This window comes from Paenibacillus sp. CR_12, from assembly GCF_041953985.1.
GTDB classification, from domain to species: domain Bacteria; phylum Bacillota; class Bacilli; order Paenibacillales; family Paenibacillaceae; genus Paenibacillus_AQ; species Paenibacillus_AQ lautus_A.
Genome location: NZ_JAVFHO010000002.1, coordinates 88,945 through 106,341 on the forward strand (window position 1 = coordinate 88,945; position 17,397 = coordinate 106,341).

The 17,397-nt window shown below is 46.3% G+C and carries 12 protein-coding genes and 1 pseudogene; 4 read left to right on the plus strand and 9 right to left on the minus strand.

What is annotated here, in order from left to right; all coding sequences use genetic code 11:
• Positions 1-83: 83 nt before the first annotated feature.
• Positions 84-434: pseudogene (locus tag RB297_RS04160) on the plus strand (SDR family NAD(P)-dependent oxidoreductase); the annotation flags it as partial.
• 310 nt (positions 435-744) lie between these two features.
• On the opposite strand, the gene RB297_RS04165 reads toward RB297_RS04160, so the two are convergent.
• Entirely contained in the window at positions 745-1,431 is a 687-nt protein-coding gene (locus RB297_RS04165; RefSeq protein WP_009589507.1) for a TetR/AcrR family transcriptional regulator, read from the minus strand.
• 137 nt (positions 1,432-1,568) lie between these two features.
• Between RB297_RS04165 and RB297_RS04170 the strand changes: the two genes are divergently transcribed.
• Entirely contained in the window at positions 1,569-2,921 is a 1,353-nt protein-coding gene (locus tag RB297_RS04170) for an MATE family efflux transporter (RefSeq protein WP_375119818.1), read from the plus strand.
• Between the two features lie 340 nt (positions 2,922-3,261).
• Here RB297_RS04170 and RB297_RS04175 read toward each other — a convergent pair whose 3' ends face one another.
• The 3 genes from RB297_RS04175 to RB297_RS04185 form a co-directional block, all read right to left on the minus strand.
• Positions 3,262-3,987: a hypothetical protein gene (locus tag RB297_RS04175; RefSeq protein WP_375119819.1), complete on the minus strand. Its 726-nt coding sequence runs from the start codon at positions 3,985-3,987 to the stop codon at positions 3,262-3,264.
• A gap of 125 nt (positions 3,988-4,112) precedes the next feature.
• On the minus strand, positions 4,113-5,465 hold the full coding sequence (locus tag RB297_RS04180; protein WP_375119820.1) for a sensor histidine kinase: 1,353 nt from the start codon (positions 5,463-5,465) through the stop codon (positions 4,113-4,115).
• Positions 5,466-5,536: 71 nt separating this feature from the next.
• The gene (locus tag RB297_RS04185; RefSeq protein ID WP_375119821.1) at positions 5,537-6,244 is read right to left on the minus strand and encodes a response regulator transcription factor; all 708 of its coding nucleotides are present in this window, start codon (positions 6,242-6,244) and stop codon (positions 5,537-5,539) included.
• Positions 6,245-6,665: 421 nt separating this feature from the next.
• Here RB297_RS04185 and RB297_RS04190 point away from each other — a divergent pair, with 421 nt between their 5' ends.
• Complete coding sequence (locus tag RB297_RS04190) at positions 6,666-7,325, plus strand: TetR/AcrR family transcriptional regulator (RefSeq protein ID WP_375119822.1); 660 nt, start codon at positions 6,666-6,668, stop codon at positions 7,323-7,325.
• A gap of 54 nt (positions 7,326-7,379) precedes the next feature.
• Entirely contained in the window at positions 7,380-8,516 is a 1,137-nt protein-coding gene (locus RB297_RS04195; protein WP_375119823.1) for an alpha/beta hydrolase, read from the plus strand.
• A 462-nt stretch (positions 8,517-8,978) separates the two neighbouring features.
• Here the strand turns inward: RB297_RS04195 and RB297_RS04200 are convergent, their stop codons facing one another.
• The 5 genes from RB297_RS04200 to RB297_RS04220 all read right to left on the minus strand — a co-directional run bounded on the left by RB297_RS04200 (position 8,979) and on the right by RB297_RS04220 (position 17,343).
• Positions 8,979-11,924, minus strand: coding sequence for a family 43 glycosylhydrolase (locus RB297_RS04200; protein WP_375119824.1), 2,946 nt, complete (start codon positions 11,922-11,924; stop codon positions 8,979-8,981).
• A gap of 34 nt (positions 11,925-11,958) precedes the next feature.
• On the minus strand, positions 11,959-12,114 hold the full coding sequence (locus RB297_RS04205; RefSeq protein WP_255250484.1) for a hypothetical protein: 156 nt from the start codon (positions 12,112-12,114) through the stop codon (positions 11,959-11,961).
• 228 nt (positions 12,115-12,342) lie between these two features.
• A complete protein-coding gene (locus RB297_RS04210) occupies positions 12,343-14,172 on the minus strand; it encodes a sensor histidine kinase (RefSeq protein ID WP_375119825.1) in 1,830 nt (609 codons plus the stop codon).
• A gap of 20 nt (positions 14,173-14,192) precedes the next feature.
• A complete protein-coding gene (locus tag RB297_RS04215) occupies positions 14,193-15,635 on the minus strand; it encodes a response regulator (RefSeq protein WP_375119826.1) in 1,443 nt (480 codons plus the stop codon).
• Positions 15,636-15,741: 106 nt separating this feature from the next.
• Positions 15,742-17,343 carry an extracellular solute-binding protein gene (locus tag RB297_RS04220; RefSeq protein ID WP_192571887.1) on the minus strand — a complete coding sequence of 534 codons (1,602 nt, stop codon included), beginning with the start codon at positions 17,341-17,343 and terminating at the stop codon, positions 15,742-15,744.
• Between the last annotated feature and the right edge of the window lie 54 nt (positions 17,344-17,397).

Genomic DNA, 17,397 nt, shown 5'->3' on the forward strand with positions numbered 1-17,397 from the left:
TTTGCAAATATTAACTTATCAAAAACGCCTGTCGGCTTCAGCCGACAGGCGTTATTTCATAATGATCTCGCGAAAATGATCACATCAACACGACTTCGATCCTTGGTTTTGTACCGTTAGCCGCCACTGCTATATATTCCGCAACGAAGGCGGCGCTTCATAACTATACGCTGTCCCAAAGATACATGCCTAAAGACACTTCGGTAAAAGTGATAGAAATTGTGCCACCGTGGGTTCAAAGCAACAACGATGAACCGCGTGCGATGCCACTTTCGTCATTCATTGATGCGACGATAAAGGTACTTGGTACGGATACAGACGAAGTTCTGGTCGAAGAAGCGAAAATGTTTCGAAATAACCCTGGCCCGAACGAAGGTGTTTTTGTGACCCACCTTAACGATACTATGAAGTCTGAACCTCCAAAGATTCATTAATCCACCTATCAGTTAATTTCTAAAATTCAGACGAACATGACTGCGATGGCTCTCATCACAAAAGGCCCTAATGCGATGTAACGGGGATGCTCCAAAATACGATAACCCTATGTACCTTTTCAAACGTAACCATAGTCCGGAACCTGCAAAGCTATATACTAATCCATAACTTACAAGAAATTCCGCAAAAAACTTGCCCTTACTTATGATACGGTTCAACGTATCATCTATAGCGCGAATTTTGGTGCGACTAAAAGGTAAACCTATTCAGAACCGCCCATCCGATCACCGGATGGGCGGTTCTTACTTCCTACTTCTCCTGCTCCTTGATCACCTGCTCAATCCCGAGCAGAATCAGCTTCAAGCCGAATTCGAACGCCTTGTCGGTACCCATTAGTTCGAACAGCCCGTTCGTGAACATTCTCCGGAACAGTCCCGCATCCGTCTCGCTCATGGAATCCAGAAGGCGAGTCATTTCCTCACCCGGAAGCGCTCCCGCTCCATGGTCCTTAAGAATCGCGGAGACATTGCGCTGGTGCTCATAATCATCCAAAACGAAGTTGAAGACATAATTCATAATCGTAAGAACCGTTTGTATTTTTTGCTCTTGCTCAAGCGGCGTCGATTCCACGCAGAGCAGCATACGGTTGGTGAACCGGATGATGTCCGGTTCGTGGGGCAGCGTCGACATCATGAGCTGCGTGGAGCAAGGATACCGGCTGAGCACGCTTCGGACCGTTACCGCAAGTCCCTTCAGCTGCTCCTTCCAGTCCCCCTCGGAGTGGTACTCCTCCAGAATGATTTTCGATACCTGGTTGGCCAGACGCTGGTAGAGATTCTGCTTGCTCTTAAAGTACCAGTATATAGAGGGAGCCTGAATCCCTAGCCTAACGGCCAATCGTCTCATGCTGAATTTCTCGATCCCCTCCTCACCAAGTAACTCCCACGAGGCTTCCAAAATCCTATCCTCCGAAATCTGAGGTTGCTGTTTTTTCATCGTTATCCGCCCTTTTATCTAACAGTGTAAGTTTATTCTTTACAGGTTCATAGGTTCATGATATCATCTAACACTGTAAGGTTCAATCTAACACTGTAAGATTAAACCCGAAATAAATAAAGAAAGTAGTGACCCGCATGGATGCAGAAAACCTCCATTACTTTGAAAAAGCCCCGGTCGCAAAAGCCGTAGCTCACTTCGCTGTACCTATGATGCTAGGCACGTCAATGAGTGTCATCTATTCCATCTTGAATGCCTATTTCCTTGGTACACTTCACAATACCGCCATGTTAACCGCACTCGCATTAACCTTGCCGTTATTCGCAATTATTATGGCGCTAGGCAACTTGATTGGCATGGGTAGCGGTACATTCATCTCCCGTTTGCTGGGTGAGAAAAAATATGATGATGCAAAGCAAGTATCTTCATTCGCTTTTTACAGCAGTTTGGTTCTCGGTCTGATTGTGATGGCCGTCGGTCTTCCGTTGATCGATCCCATCGTTTATGGCCTGGGGGCAACGCCTGACTCCTTCGGATTCACGAAGGACTATGTCACGATTATGCTTATCGGTTCACCAATCGTCGTATTATTCTTCACGCTGGAGAATATCGTGCGCTCGGAGGGTGCAGCCATCATATCGATGATTGGTATGATTCTCAGTGTGGTCGTCAATATTATTCTCGATTCGTTCGTCATCTTCGTGTTTCATTGGGATGTGATTGGCGTTGCGTCTGCTACGGTCATTTCCAACTTGGTTGCGAGTGCATTCTACGCCTTCCATATTGGATACAAGAGCCAATTCTTAACCGTCTCCGTAAAATGGTTCAAGGCTTCCAAGGAGATTCTGAGCAATGTATTCAAAATCGGAGTTCCCGTCTTTATTATGAGTATCTTTTTGGGTGCTATGTCGCTCATCTTAAATCGTTTTCTTATTGAATATGGAGATCCGGCCGTAGCGGCTTACGGAATTTCATCACGTTTATTGCAATTTCCTGAGTTTATTCTGATGGGCTTATGCGAGGGAGTCGTGCCGCTCATTGCCTTTTCCTTTACAGCGAATAAATTACGGATGAAGCAAACCATTGGATTTACGATCAAAACGATTGTGGCGTTAGCCATCGTATTCGGTGTCATCGTCTATCTGATTTCCGGTCACTTAATCGGTTTATTTACGAATGACCCGCAATTAATTGAAATGGGCAGCTACATTTTGCATGTGACATTCTTATCCTTGTTCATTACAGGAATGACCACGTTGTTTACGGGGATTTTCCAAGCAACAGCGCAAGGAACGGCCGCGTTTATTATGTCCGTTATTCAAGGAGCTACTCTGATTCCTGTGCTCTATATCGCCAATTGGATGAACGGCTTCCACGGGGTGATCTGGTCGCTCGTCATTGCGGATGCCGTCGCATTCCTTGTCGGTGCCATCATGCTGTATGTTTTGCGGAACAAATTGCAGCCGGATTTTGATCGTTTAGTACAGTAGAAACCAAAATCTAAAACACGCAAGAAGGGCAGGATAAGGGCACCTCCTGCCTTTTTATACACGGTGAAGCCAACAATTTCACCGTCACTTGTGTAAGGCTCAATGTGTTTGATCTTCAATTATCCTGCCCGTTAGTTTATGAAATTGCTTCGAAACATAGTTAGATACTTATCTAATCGGTAATCGGCTCATATTTTGTCCTTTACGGCAATCGGTACAAGTTCTTGTCCTCCGACACATTCTATAAAACGAGTCTATAAACCAGAAAATACCTGCCCCTCTCCCGGGCAGGTATTAAAGGTGAATCGTATGAATGCTTACCGACATCGATCACTAAATATTAGTCCAGAAGGCTGTAGATCTGAATGCTCTCCACCTTGGCATCCTTGATATGAAACGACATCACATCCACATAATTGGATGGCTCGTAACGGAAGTCATCCTCCTCATTAGGGGCTCCATCACCAAGCAGTTTCCCCTCAGGGTAGGCGTTTTTGAGTGTATCCAGGCTATCCCCTGCTTTAATGTTTCGCACTGTCGCGTACTTAGGATCTGTAATTTCGATATGAAAGATGGAGTCTTGTTTCCCCTCCGGTATACTGATTGTTTTAATCTCCAGACCAGGATACGTATAAACCTTTTCTGTAAAACCGATTAACGTATCCATGTTTGTTCCATCGCCAGCACTGTACGTATGAGATTTCAGGTTATCCGGTTTGCCCAGCATCTGTTCCATCTGATCTTCATTCGCTGTATCCGAAATCGCAATGGTGTGCTCATTATAGACAAAAGCAAGCTCCTTCAGCACCACATTGCCTTCCTTCTCCATCGAACCTTCCTTAATAGTTTCAGCACTTTGTCCTTCCGAATTTTCTGAAGCAGGCGCAGTAGAATTTGATGCTCCTTCGCCTTTGGCCTGTTCGTCGGGCGTGTTTTGTTCAGCCGAGTTCTGCGCCGCTTCTGGCGACTTGGCACCACTAGACTGACAGCCCGTTATTGCTAATGCTACCGTTAGTAAAATACTCAGCAGGGTAACAGCTCCAGCTTTGTTTATCCGTTTCATCATGATCCCTCCATAAATGTGTGATTTGTTCTTATGAAGTGATTATAAAAAAAGCATTTGTTAGTCTCATAACAGAAATGTACCAATCTTGTAACGTTACCTATTTAGGCTTGGGTTTAGATGCAGGTCTACACACGAGGCAAAACAATCGTAACGGTCGTTCCTTCCCCGATCTGACTTTCCATGTCGATATATCCATTAAACCGCTCTACAATCTCTTTGCAAATCGAAAGTCCAAGACCTGAACCGTTCGCTGTGCTTGCATTTTTTGCCCGGTAAAATCGTTCCTGCACTCGCTCCAGCTCATCGCCCGCGATACCGATACCTTGATCACGTATCCGTATAACTACCTCGCTTGGCGTATGTTCCATCTCTACTTTAATCTGTGAGTGATTGCCTGAGTATTTGATAGCGTTGTCCACAAGGTTGGCAATCGCATGGGACATTAACATTGGATTGATGTTGGCGTAAACTCTTGTGGTATCCTCATCATCCGGTTCTCCCTGTGCTTTACTAACCATAATCTTGATCCCTTTATCCTGGGCCTTCGCTTCCATATTCATTGCGACTTGCTGAATCAGTTCGTTCATTTCCGTTTTCTCGGCTTCCAGTTCGTTAGAACCAGCCTTGTCGAAGCGGGATAGCAGCAACAGTTCATTAATCAAGCGTGTAAGTCGATCCGACTCCTGCAGCAGATGACCATAGATTTTTTGCAGTTCCTTGTTCTCATTCTCCCCTTCAACCAAGTATTGAGAGAAACCACGAATGGCTGCCAAGGGTGTTTTTAACTCGTGAGATACGTTGGAGACAAATTGTTTCTGGTACTGAATGTAATCATGCAGCTGACGCCCCATGGAATCCAGCCCATCTGCCAGCATGCCCAGCTCATCCTTCCGGTTAAGATGAACCCTTCGAAACTCTTGTCTAGAGAAACTTTGCACTGCGCCAAGCAGCACCTTAATCGGCTTGGTTGTGTTGCGGGCAATCCACAGACTGGCTAACGTAATCAGCACAATGAATCCGCCTGCACCCGCAAACAAGATATAACGGATTTGATCCATAATCGCATAAAAGTACGAAATGTCGTCCACGAACTCATACACATAAGCATTTTCGTAAAATTGATTCTGAATGGGAGTTGCAAAATAAAGCAGATGATCTTCCGTTACGGTGTAGGCATAACTGCCGCTCAGGGCTTTCTCAATATTTTTGTCAAAAATAAGCGGTTTGCCTTCATTAATGATGATGCCATCCACTGCCAAGCCCAGCAACTGCTTGGAGCTATCATAGATACGTACTTCCTTGCCTGAAGCTTTCAGCTTCTCCAGAGCAAGTCTGACGATTTCTTCTGTCTGCGGTTCTCCTGTCGATGATCTATGCTGTGCCAACACCTCACGGAAAGACAACTCGGACAGATCCGCCTTCTCCATCATCTGTTTTTCGATGGTAATGAAGCTGTAGTAATCGATGGCTTTATTCACCGCAAAAATGATGATGCCAAAGGACAGCACGGAGAATAATAAATAATTCAGCAGTAACCGGGTTGCATACTTCAGGCCTCGCCACCTCCAAGTTGATAGCCAAATCCATAGATCGTCCTGACATACTTCGGTTCGTCCGCGTTATCCTCCAGCTTCTTTCGTAATCGCATGATGGTCATATCCACACTGCGACTGTCTCCCATAAAGTCATATCCCCATCCGATCTGCAGCAGCTCATCCCGGGTAAAGATTTTGTCCGGCCTTTTGAGTAACGTTTCCAGAATTTTAAACTCTTTGGCCGTTAAAGATACGGGTACACCGTTTTTCAGCACCCTTCGGCTTTCCAGATCAAATGTCAGCTCTTCATGAATGATGCGTGTAGATTTCACTTCTGTTCCTTCACTTGATTCCTCATTGCTCTCGTTTCTTCTCAGAATCACCTTGATCCGAGCGAGCAATTCACGATTTTCAAAGGGTTTGGTCATGTAATCTTCCGCCCCTAGCTCTAGTCCCAACACCTTGTCGATTACCTCATTTTTGGCAGAGAGCATGATCACAGGAACGGCACGTTTCCCGGTGATTTCCTTGCACAGGTCATATCCGGAGCAGTCAGGCAGCATCAAGTCAAGCAGCACCAGGTCCGGCCCAAAAGCATCCAGCAGCTGCAGGGCTATTTTTCCGTTTTCAGCCGTTTGAACGACGTAGTTTTCTCTTCTCAGTACGAGCTCAATTAAATCTCTGATTGCGACTTCATCGTCAATGACAAGTATTTTCTTCAATGTGCACCCCTTCTAGCCTTGTTCCCCAGCTTGAATCATAATTTACCCTCATCTTAGCACAGACACTTTAGTTTCCTCCACCAACTGGAAGATGAGGTATATTCCACTGAGTCCAACTTAACTAGTAATAAACCCGAAGAATGGAGAACAATCCATGGATCTGCTCTGGGTACTTTGGAATACCATTACATCTCCTACTACACAAACTATTAAAACCGCACTAATCCATATTCTATTGCTTTTAGAATACATCCTCACATTTTCGTTCCTTTCTCACTCTTCCCTCTGTAACCATTCGTCCCGTTCTTTTCACTTCATATAAATCTTTTATGATGATATTAATATTTCAACACTGCTTGACATGTGAATGTATTATTAGTATAGTGTGAATCAATTCACACCCCACATAAAGGAGTAATCTATGCCGAAAAGCACTTTCTTTCGTTTAGATGAAGCAAGGCGCGAGGAAATATCTAATAGCGCTATGCATCTTTTTGTTGATCATCTTTACGAGGATATAACTATGAAGATGGTTTTGGATAGTTTGTCCATGCACCCCGGAACATTTTATCGGTATTTTGAAGACAAAGATGACCTATATTGTCTCTTAATACGTAATGTGACCCAGAAAAGAGCTGCGTATTTTAATAACAGTAATGAAGATTCCCTCCTCCAGTTTTTCCTTACTGGCTTATTTGGTAGCGTTAATGGCATTGTGACCGAGCCGCTGAATGAGTTGGAAATCAAACTCATTGAAACACTTTTAAACATTCCTGAGAACATTTTGCTAAAAATATATCTGAATGTGCTAAAGGGTGAGTCATTCCCCTTAATCAAGGACATTTTACGCCGAATGAGGGTTGATGGATATCTCCGACCTGATATTGACGACGACCTTATTTCTTTTATGTTTGAGTCGATGCAGTTTAATTTAGTCATGTTTTTTAGGGAATTCGATATTAAGGACTCTACGCTGCAACATAAGATTAGCAAGTACTTTGCTGACTTTATGAGTCATGGGCTGCTCGAAGATCATAAATATGCTGAAATGGTTAGCGATCTCAAGAAAGCCAAGGAGTAGAAGTAATATGTATTTCACATTCGCCACTTTTATTAATTAAGGGGGAACAAGAAAATGAAAACTTATGACGCATTTCCTGAACCAATCGGCGGCTATACTGTCGGTCGAACCCAGATGGATTTTGAGTACGCGGCATCAGATCACTCAAAAAGAGAACTGACGGCGTTTGTGTACTATCCGTCCGACAGTAGCGAAGGTAAGACTACATCAACGTACATGTTTCCTGAAGTTTACGAAATGCTTGATGAGCAGCCACTTCTCGCTGCGTTGAAGGATGCTTACTCTATAGATATCAAGACCCAGTGTTACGACGATCTTGCTCTCTCCGGGAAGGAAAAGCGCTATCCGGTGTTATTCTATGTTTGCGGCGGGGGCGGTTCTCCAGAATGGGGTACCGTGATCTGTGCTGACTTGGCAAGCATGGGATATGTTGTGGTAAGCATCGGGCATCAGAATAGCACGATGTATAAGCGTAAAGATGGGCGCCTGTTTAATGTATCAAAGGATTTTTCGGATGTCATTATGGCGTTTTCTGAAGATCCGGAGATGGTAGCGTTGGCTGGTAAGATGGAGATGCGGCCTGACGATGAAACAGCCATTGAGATGTGCCGTAACGTGCTTAAACTGCCGATACTTGCCAAGTTAACAAAGTATAGCGAATTACAGGCAGAAGATGTAAGGTATGTAGCCGATTATCTTTACAAAGTGGACTCTGGAGAGCTGAATTCCATCTTTAAGGGCAGATTGTTGCTTGACATCGGCATGGGCATAGTCGGACATTCTTATGGAGGGCCTACGACGGCGATGGTTTGCCGTGACGACGACCGCTTCGCCTGCGGGATTGGCTTGGATAGCGGCGCGTTCGGCCTTCAGGGCAGCGACCTTAAGAAACCCTTCTTGCTACTGTTTTGTGAACCAAACTACAACATGAATGCGATTATTGGCGCTAACAATAGCATGGAAACCTATTATTTCTCTGTTGATCGTGTTGCGCATTTAGATTACTGCGACATCGTGTTTACCAGTGTTAATGAGGAACTCAGAGGCGAACGGGATGCTATGGAGATGCGAAATCTTGTTACAGACTACACGAAGAACTTTTTTGATCATTATATACTGCAGAAGGCTGCAAGCGTGGAAAGTCTGGCATACGATGGCGTGGACTTGATCAAGAAGACCAGCAGCAAGTGACATAACCGAGAGGTTGCTGATAAACGCACGTCAAAGAGCTAGTCATACAGACACAGAGCCGATAACCCTATTACGCGGTTATCGGCTCTCTCGTATTTCAGGCATTGTTTTTATTTGAGATGGTAAGCGGTGTTTTCTGCGTTGAAAAACACACTTGAAGATGTTAGTAATAGGCTGAACTCTAACAGACATTGAGATTACAAGCCAAAGCTTCTCCTTTGCATTATATTTATTTGTGTGTATCCATGACAACTAAAACATTTACCTTTCTTCCTGAAGAGGCATGCGGTATCCAACCCAGTACGTTCCGGGCGGCAGATTGGCAAGTGTATCACCTTCTACATTTAATCAGGCAACCCTATGATCTGAAGACCATTCCACGGAATCATTCACCCCGGTGATGCGTCCATCATTGGCGCCAGCCGCTGTTTCATCGACTTTCCCAAGACCCTCTGGCGCAGCCTATGGTCCTCCTATGACCATAGCTTTGAAATCATCAAAATCGATGGAGGCATTGGCGTATCCGTCAATCCCAAACAGTTGTCCGATCAGCTTGTCACCGCCTGTATGGCGGAAATTGTAATCCGTAGCTACCGGAACATCGTCGAGGTAGACGGTGTAGGTTTTGTTATTCCAGTTGGCCACCATTTTGATTTTGTACCATGTATTGTTGGATACGTTTTGGACTGCTTTCTTGGATCCGCCGTTCTGTACAATAAACTTACCGGTATCAAAAGCAGTGACCATCGAATAATTGCCGGTACCGCTGTCGTTTCTCATCATGGCGCCATTCGCGTATGGGAAGCTGCTGTTTAATCTGGCGCGGTATTCGATGACGATGCGCTGATCCGCCCCAGCCTTTACCTCGCCTGTATATGGCAGGAACAGGTTTGCCTTGCCCGAGGTAGCGGTCGTGGTCAGTCGAAGAAATTTATTCCCGTCCTCTTCCTTTACCGTTGCGGTAGCTCCATTGGTCAGATCTTCGGTGGTGATACCGTAAGGGTATTTGCCTACCGTATCGCCGGAGAAATCCCGGTAAGCGTTATAGACAACGCCATCCTGTACGAGGTTAAGTGAAGCTAACAGAGCCTCTTCCGCTTGAGCGAGATTATCCAGCTGCCCGTCAAACTGCTCTTTGCTCAGATCGGGGTTGGAGGCCATCTCCTCCGCTTTATCCACCTCGGCCACAAAAGCGTCATACTTGGATTGGCTATAGTTGCCTAACCCCGTGCCCAACGGATAAGAGAAATTCGCCAGTCTATTGCGGAGCTGGTCCACAATGTCATCAAGGCCCCATCCTGCAACCACTTCTACGGATACAGTGGAAGGAATATCTCGGCCATCCACCTTCAGAATGACTGGCACCTGAGTAGTACCAAGAGAGCTGAAGTCCATTCCCTCCGGCTTCCAGCTGACAACTTCCGCCGTCATCGACTCGCTATTGTATACAACATCCACAACGCTGGGCGGATCAGGAGTCACTCCGGAAGGAGTCTTCACTTCGGAAACCACCTGAACTGCATCAGAAGCCTCGATTACCGTCAATTGGATTGCCGTTTTGCTGCCGTTGTATTCGGCTGTAATAAGAGCTGTACCCGGTTTATCTGCGTATACCGATGGGGTGACCGATACAGTATCAATCCGGGCCACCCCAGGATCGCTGCTGGTATACTGAGCATCCGCTGTCGCATTCTTCATTTCATAGTTGTTATAGCGAGCAGTTACCTGCAATGGACGGCTTCGCTGTCCACTGGTCAGGACGCGGTCCATTCCGCTCATGTTAAGTGACTGCACCGATCTGGGCTCTGCGACTACGGTTACCGCGGCCGTTGTTGTTTTCCCATTATATGTCGCGGTAATCGTCGTACTGCCCGCCCCGACAGCTTGAATCTGATCCCCTTCATCAATATTGGCTACCTTTGTGTCGGAAGAACTGAAGGTAGCTCCTGTATCGATTGCGGTATAGGTAGCGCCCGTAACCGTATACAGGGGCAAATTGCGGGTTTCGTTCAACCCCATGGTGAATCCCGGGAATTCAAATAAAATTTCCGATGTATCCAGCTTAAATAGATCCATACTGTCGATTTCGGCCAGATTGCTCCCTTTCGAGAAGCGGATGATGTTGTCGCCTCCCTTAAGGAAGACTTTCGCCGTGGAGGCTCCCCAACGATTCGGACCAGAATAGACGATGTTCAATTTGGCACCGGAGCTGCCGTTGACCGACAATATATGGGAGGCATCCGCCGCATTGGGGGAGCCGTTGGCATTGCGCACGGACAGGTTATAGAATCCCGCCTCCTGCACATTTACTGTAAACTGGGCATAATCATTAGCGTTCTTAATGCTCGCGACTTTCATCCCGCCTGATGCCGTGCTTTCCCGCCGGACAGCCGGAGAAGTTTCTCCATTCGGATCCTTTACCAGCAACGCATGTTCCGCTTCATAGCGCTTCCGCATTGGCTCACCGGAAGGTATGGCAATCGGTATGTTCGGATCTACCGGCGCTCCCAGGTTCGGCGTATTGTCGTCATTCCAAGTGAATTTCTGTGCGTAGACTTTGCGGGTCCAGCCTGACCCCGGCCAGCGGGCAGCATGGTAAATGATCCAGTTCTCCGCACCATCAGGAGATGAGACGATACTATGGTGGCCAGGGCCGTAAACACCATTGGCGCTAGAAAAGATCGGCTTATCCCGCTTTACCCAGGAGCCGGGGTTCATTAAATCGTCGCCAATCTTGGCCGTGATCAACCCGAGGGAGTAACTGTCTGTCCAGCTTCCGTTGGCTGAATAGATCAGATTGATGGTGTCGCCCTTTATAGTGACCTCGGGCCCTTCATTGATCCTCCCTGGGGAAGTTTCCCAGTCATATTCGGGCGTTGAAATCAGGACCCGTTCTGAACTGATGGTCCGCGGATCGCTCATTTTTGCAATATATAAATTTTGAAAGCTTCCGTCGGTTTCCTCCCAGCCGGACCAAATAAAATAGCGATCCTCATTTACAGTCATCACAGTGCCGTCAATTGCCCAACGATCGGTGGAATCGGTAATCTTCCCTTTGAACTCCCAGGTTCCCGTCATCGGATTATCACTGGTGTTCTCAAGCACGTACATACGGTGGTTTGCGTTGGTTCCGTTGTCGGCTGCGAAGTAAATATACCATTTGAATTGGCCGTCGTTATCTTTGAGATAGTGCATTTCAGGCGCCCAAACATTGGAACTGTACATGGTACCCTTAACCGGTGTCCAGGCAAGGCTTCTCTCGCCCGCCTCAATGCCGGTAATGGTCTTCGTTCTGCGGATCATGATTCCGCTGGCATTGACAAAGACATTGTAGTAGTAGCCGTCCGTATGCTTGTAAACCCAAGGGTCGGCCCCTGTTTGCATGATAACATTGTAGAAATCAGACACATCCTTCCCCTCCTGCCGGGATGCTAAATTCGTCCTATCTGGCGTTTGCTCTGCCGCCATAGCCGCTCCGTTCCATTGCGGCAGTGTCAGCAGCACTGCGAGACAAAACAGCAAATACCTGAATCTTTTCCGATCCCATAAAACCGCTTTCAACCTCATCCATCCCCCTGTCATTGATTTTTTTAGCCATGTCTTCATTCTACTTTCAGAGAAAATTTAAAAAATGTACTATCTTAAATGGTTTTGGTAACCGTTTTAGAAAAAGTGTCTTGACCTTCGGATTATACTTAACCCTCTCAACGTCTGATTATTATCGCCGGGAATTCGAAGGAAAAAAGGACACAATCCCCAATGGAAGGGATGTGTCCTGAATAAAAACAATACATTGTTGGGAGTGTGTCCGGCTATCGACATAACCTTACTCTTCCGAAGGTTTGCGGTTGTTTAACAGCTTTGGAATCCTCACGGTCACGGTCGTCCCATGGCCGAACTGGCTTTCTATGGCGATCCCGTAACCCTCTCCGAACAATAGCCGGAGCCTGTTATGGATATTGGAAAGTCCGATGCTTGTAGCAGGTTGGCCATCTGGTGCAGGTTCAGGGGATGCCATGCCCAGCTTAGCCTGAATGGAAGCCAATTGCTCCGGCTCCATTCCCTTCCCGGTATCCGTGATTTGGAAGCACAAGTCCCCATGCGCATCTATGCTCCCGGTAACTTGAAGCCGGCCCCCTAGATCCATCCGCTCCAGCCCATGATAGACCGCATTCTCCACAATGGGTTGGAGAATCATCTTGGGGGTTTGCATCTCCAGGAGTCCCTCGTCCACATCGATCTCGATGATAAATTTATTCTCGTACCGGATGGCGATAATGTTCATATAAGCCTGAATACAGTCCAGTTCATCCTCTACCCGCACAAGATTATCTTTTTTTATACTGTACCGGAATATTTTGGACATGCAAGACGCGATTTGCGCGATCTCCCTGCTTCCGTATTCCAATCCGATGCTGCTGATGCAATTGAGCGTATTATAGAGAAAATGGGGGTTGATCTGACTTTGCAGGGCAGCAAACTCCGCCTGTTTTTGACTCAGCTCAGATTCGTATAATCTGGCCTGGGTATTGATCATATCTCTTGCCATCTCTTCCCTTTCATTGATGACCCGGTTAATGTCGCAGGCCAGCATGCCTACTTCATTGGTAGACCGGACTTTAATGCGGAAGCCCATGTCCCGGCTCCCCACTCTCTTCATATCCAGAACAAGTCCCATCACCGGACGCATCAGATTGTTCATAAAGAAACTGCCCATGATAAGCATGCTTAGAATCATCCCAATCCCGACGATAATGCTGACTTTCCGTATAGGGTTCATGTCTGCAGTAAGCTCTTGCACTGGAATCATACTCACAACCCGCCACCCGTCTGCCTGCTCCAAATCCTTAACCTGGACAAGAATATCTTCCCCATCGATCGTTGTTTTGACCCCGTTAAGCAGGATGCCCTTATCCATAGACAGAACTTCCCTGAATAACGCACCTCGGGCATTGGAATTGGTGGAAGCAATCACCTCATCCCGGCTATTCACAATGTACAAGGTTGAGTTGGGCGTTAATTCCGTATTTTCCACAAGCCCCTGCATTTTGTCCATATTGACCAAAACGGTACAGTAACCCGTAATTTGGGAGAAGTAGATTCCCCCGATGGCCTCCACAATCGGCGCTATAAAGAAGAATTGTTCCGTTCCTGTTCTGTCGTCTTTTAGAATCGAGGTGAACATCCCCTTGTCCCGCAGCGAAGGATCTTTCTTATACTTCTGGATAAAGGTATCGTAACGATTGAGAAAAAAAATATCTCCGCTTGCTGATGCCGAACTGTAAAGCCGTCTTCCCCGAATATCATTAATTACGATTCCGTCTACATACGAATTAAAGGATCTCATATATTCCATGAGATCCAATGCATTTGGACCGCTGTTAAACGCCCTTTTGTAATCATCATCCACTACAGAAAATTCCTGAACCCGTCTGCTATTGACCGCAATGCTGGTGCTGACCCTGATATCACTAAATGCAGAATCAATTTTGCGGCGTGTTTGTTCTATCATCTGGTTACTGTAATGGGCGGCTCTCTTCTGGGTCAAATTAGAGAAACTATAATAATAATAAAATTCCATGACAGTAAAAATGATGATGGAGAAAAAAAAGATAAGCCATATCTGATGCTTCAATTTCAGTTTACTGATCTTCATGGCCCGCCGCTCCGTTCATATCAACTTTTTCTGAATTTGGCGGGGGTCATCCCGCAATGCTTCTTGAACACTTTATTGAAATAATAATAATCGACATACCCGGCTTGAATGGCCACTTCTTCAATGGATAGATCCGTCCGCTTCAGGAGCTCACGGGCTTTCTTGATTCTCAGCTCCGACACATATTCTGAGAAGGTTTTGCCCAGATTTTTTCTGAATAATTGACAGCAATACACCTGGTTAATAAAGAATTGGGCTGATAAATCCTTCAAATACAATTTCTGCTCAAAATGATGGTTGATATAATGGATCATCCTGTTGAAGCAGGACTGGATGTCCCCTTCCTGCATAGAGCGGCTGTTTCCTATCCTGATTGAGTCGAGAACCTCATGTAAAAAGCTGCATAACGACTCAAAGTGTTCAAATCGTTCCTTGATCTCGGAATAATTCAGGAATTCCAGTTCCATATCCTTCAATTCCTCAGAATATGCTTTGATAAGGATCCCGACGGCTTGATTCCACAGGTAGACAACCTCAGACATGCCCAGATGATGATCCCTGAAATATGCCTGCAGCCCTTTAATGTACGCTTCCACATCGTCAAATTGATTTCCCTGAAGGATGTGGTGGATTTCATCGATATATGGCTTCACCAGATGAAGCTTCGGCTCGTAGTGAACGACGCCCCCAGCTTCTTCAAGAAAAACCTGGGAAGCGGACAGGTCAGCTTCTTTAATGAGCTTGCTCATGTGCTTTAGTTGATTAGAGATGCTGCTGACGCCCATAACATGGATGCCCGTCTTATTCAGAACCCGCTTATCCGAATGTCCTTCCAGACAAGCCCTATGCTCCGTCATCAGGACAACTAGCATTTTTCGGGCTCCGGCTTCAACTTCCACAACATGAACAGGCTTTCCCTCCAAAGAAAGCAGGTTCCTCATATTTTTATGTTCTCCCTCGAAATAGATGGTCAACACCTGATAATAGTACACAGCTGCATCATCGGGAAGCGGTAGGAAGCTCTTGATCGCGTCCTCATTCGCCGAGGTCAGCGCATCCAGAAGAAGTTGGTTGCGTACTGTGCTTCTTCGGGAGAAGTGCACGGCCAGCTTCGCAATGAAGGGGTCAGCCTTATCGATATCCAATGGTTTCAGGAAATAATCCAGCGCGCCATAGCGCAGCGCTTCCTGGGCATATTCAAATTCCGCATATCCGCTTACGATGACAAACTCAATGTCCAGCCCTTCTACTTTGGCCCTCTTCATCAGATCCAGTCCGGATATCTCGGGCATACGGATATCCGTAAATACCAAATCGGGTTCATTCGCTTTTATGGCATCCCATGCGGTGTAAGCGCTTTTAAATTGTCCGATAATTTCAAATCCATATTTATCCCAATCGAAGGCGTTGCGGATTCCTTTAATTGCCCACGGCTCATCATCTACAATCATGACCTTGTACATGGGTATCCTCCTGAACATATGGATTCCCCCGAATAATTGCAAAATTATTCGGGAACAGCAACGAAATAAGGATAAACCACAGACTGGTTTATCCTTATGCCATGGATTACTTGCTCTGTGCTTTGATATCTCTATAATTCTTTATATTCTCATCCTGAACAGCCTGACCGCCGGCGTCCATATATTCTTTCACCAGCTTGTCGTACAAGGCGTCGAACTCTGCCGGCTTGGCAACGACCAGCCTGTCACTCATCTGTTTGTTCATGTCACCCAACGTTTTGCCGTACTTGATACTAGCTTCGTTCGAGACGCCGTAATAAAAGCCTGTATAACCATCCGTCGTATTGATCTTGTATGAATCGACAGCCAGTTTTTCATAGCTCTGATCTCCGGCTGCTAAGGCTGCCGCGTACGTTCGGACATTCTTTTCGGTATCGCCCAGCTCTGCACCGTTAACAATTAGAGTATAATCCATATTCAGATTGCTCGTTTGCATATTTTCGCCGGTTTGCGCAATCCCTTGCGGGATCCCGTTTACAAGCTTATGGTTGACGCCTTCTTCACCAAACTGAAGGAAGAACATCACCTCCGGATCAGCCATCCAGTTCAGATACTTTATGGCCAGCTCCGCATTCTTGCTGCTTTTCGGGATGAAGGAGAAAATCCCGTTTTCGTTGTACATCTCTTTCAGGTATTTCCCCTCATCGTTTTTGAAGGTATCTACAGCAACATAGTTGGCATCAGGTGCATTTTGCTTCAGTGGTTCACGAATTTTTTGTGAAAGTGGATAATCCCAGTTGGCGGCGTAGAAGCCTACCTTCCCATTGGTCACATCGGCATCCGCTTGTTTGGTTGTTTTATCCAGCGCAAAGTCGGGGCTGATCAGCTTTTCATTGTACAGTTTGTTCAGCCATTTATACGCATCCTTGGTGCCGGGCTTCAGCCAATTGGTGGTGGTAACGAATTCCTCCTCCGACATCGGACCCCAGAACGAAGGAATCAGGTTGCCAAAGGTGTAGTTCATGCCGGAAGCCGCAGTTGCCCACGGAATGACACCATCCACATTACCCGGGTTCTTGTCACGGAAAGCAACGAGGGTATTATATAATTCATCCCGATTCGTAGGAACAGGCATTCCCAGCTTATCCAGCCAATCCTTGCGGATAAACATGCCGTTCCAAGCGATCAGAGTCCGCTTGCCTGGTATCGAGATTTGTTTGCCCTCATATTTCCCGTAGGAAAGAACGTTCTCGCCCAGATAAGACTTTAATTGCTGGCCATGCTTCTCCAACAATTCATCCAGTGTATAGAGGCCACCGCTTTTTGCGAAACGGGTTACGGTATTCCCGTCGTAGGTGAAGGAAATATCAGGAGCCTCGTTGGCAGCCATCAAAACATTCAGCTTGTCGACTTCTTGGGAACGGGGGACAGGAACAAATTTTACAATGGCGTTATTAGGCTTCCCGAATTTTTCATTGACATATTTGGTCCACGTGTTGTTGTTCAAGTCCGGTTGTCCCTGAATACCTCTGTCAAACACTTCCACTGTCAAGGTTACTGGGGAACCGGAGCCCGTTTCCGATGCGTTGGCCCCTTTTGATACCGTCTCCCCATTGTTATTGCCTGCACCACCACAGCCTGCCACTCCTACGGCTAGAAGCACTGTGCTAAATAGAATTGTTGCTTTCTTCTTTATGCCCTTATACACTTTAACCACCCTTTCGTTCTGGTAATTGATTCTCTTAAATCATCCGCGAGGCCG

What these genes read in the sequence shown, in the direction of transcription:
- RB297_RS04210 (WP_375119825.1), bottom strand. Translation starts at nt 14,172, where the DNA reads ATGAAGATCAGTAAACTGAAATTGAAGCATCAGATATGGCTTATCTTT.
- RB297_RS04195 (WP_375119823.1), top strand. Translation starts at nt 7,380, where the DNA reads ATGAAAACTTATGACGCATTTCCTGAACCAATCGGCGGCTATACTGTC.
- RB297_RS04170 (WP_375119818.1), top strand. Translation starts at nt 1,569, where the DNA reads ATGGATGCAGAAAACCTCCATTACTTTGAAAAAGCCCCGGTCGCAAAA.
- RB297_RS04165 (WP_009589507.1), bottom strand. Translation starts at nt 1,431, where the DNA reads ATGAAAAAACAGCAACCTCAGATTTCGGAGGATAGGATTTTGGAAGCC.
- RB297_RS04205 (WP_255250484.1), bottom strand. Translation starts at nt 12,114, where the DNA reads ATGGCTAAAAAAATCAATGACAGGGGGATGGATGAGGTTGAAAGCGGT.
- RB297_RS04215 (WP_375119826.1), bottom strand. Translation starts at nt 15,635, where the DNA reads ATGTACAAGGTCATGATTGTAGATGATGAGCCGTGGGCAATTAAAGGA.
- RB297_RS04190 (WP_375119822.1), top strand. Translation starts at nt 6,666, where the DNA reads ATGCCGAAAAGCACTTTCTTTCGTTTAGATGAAGCAAGGCGCGAGGAA.
- RB297_RS04175 (WP_375119819.1), bottom strand. Translation starts at nt 3,987, where the DNA reads ATGATGAAACGGATAAACAAAGCTGGAGCTGTTACCCTGCTGAGTATT.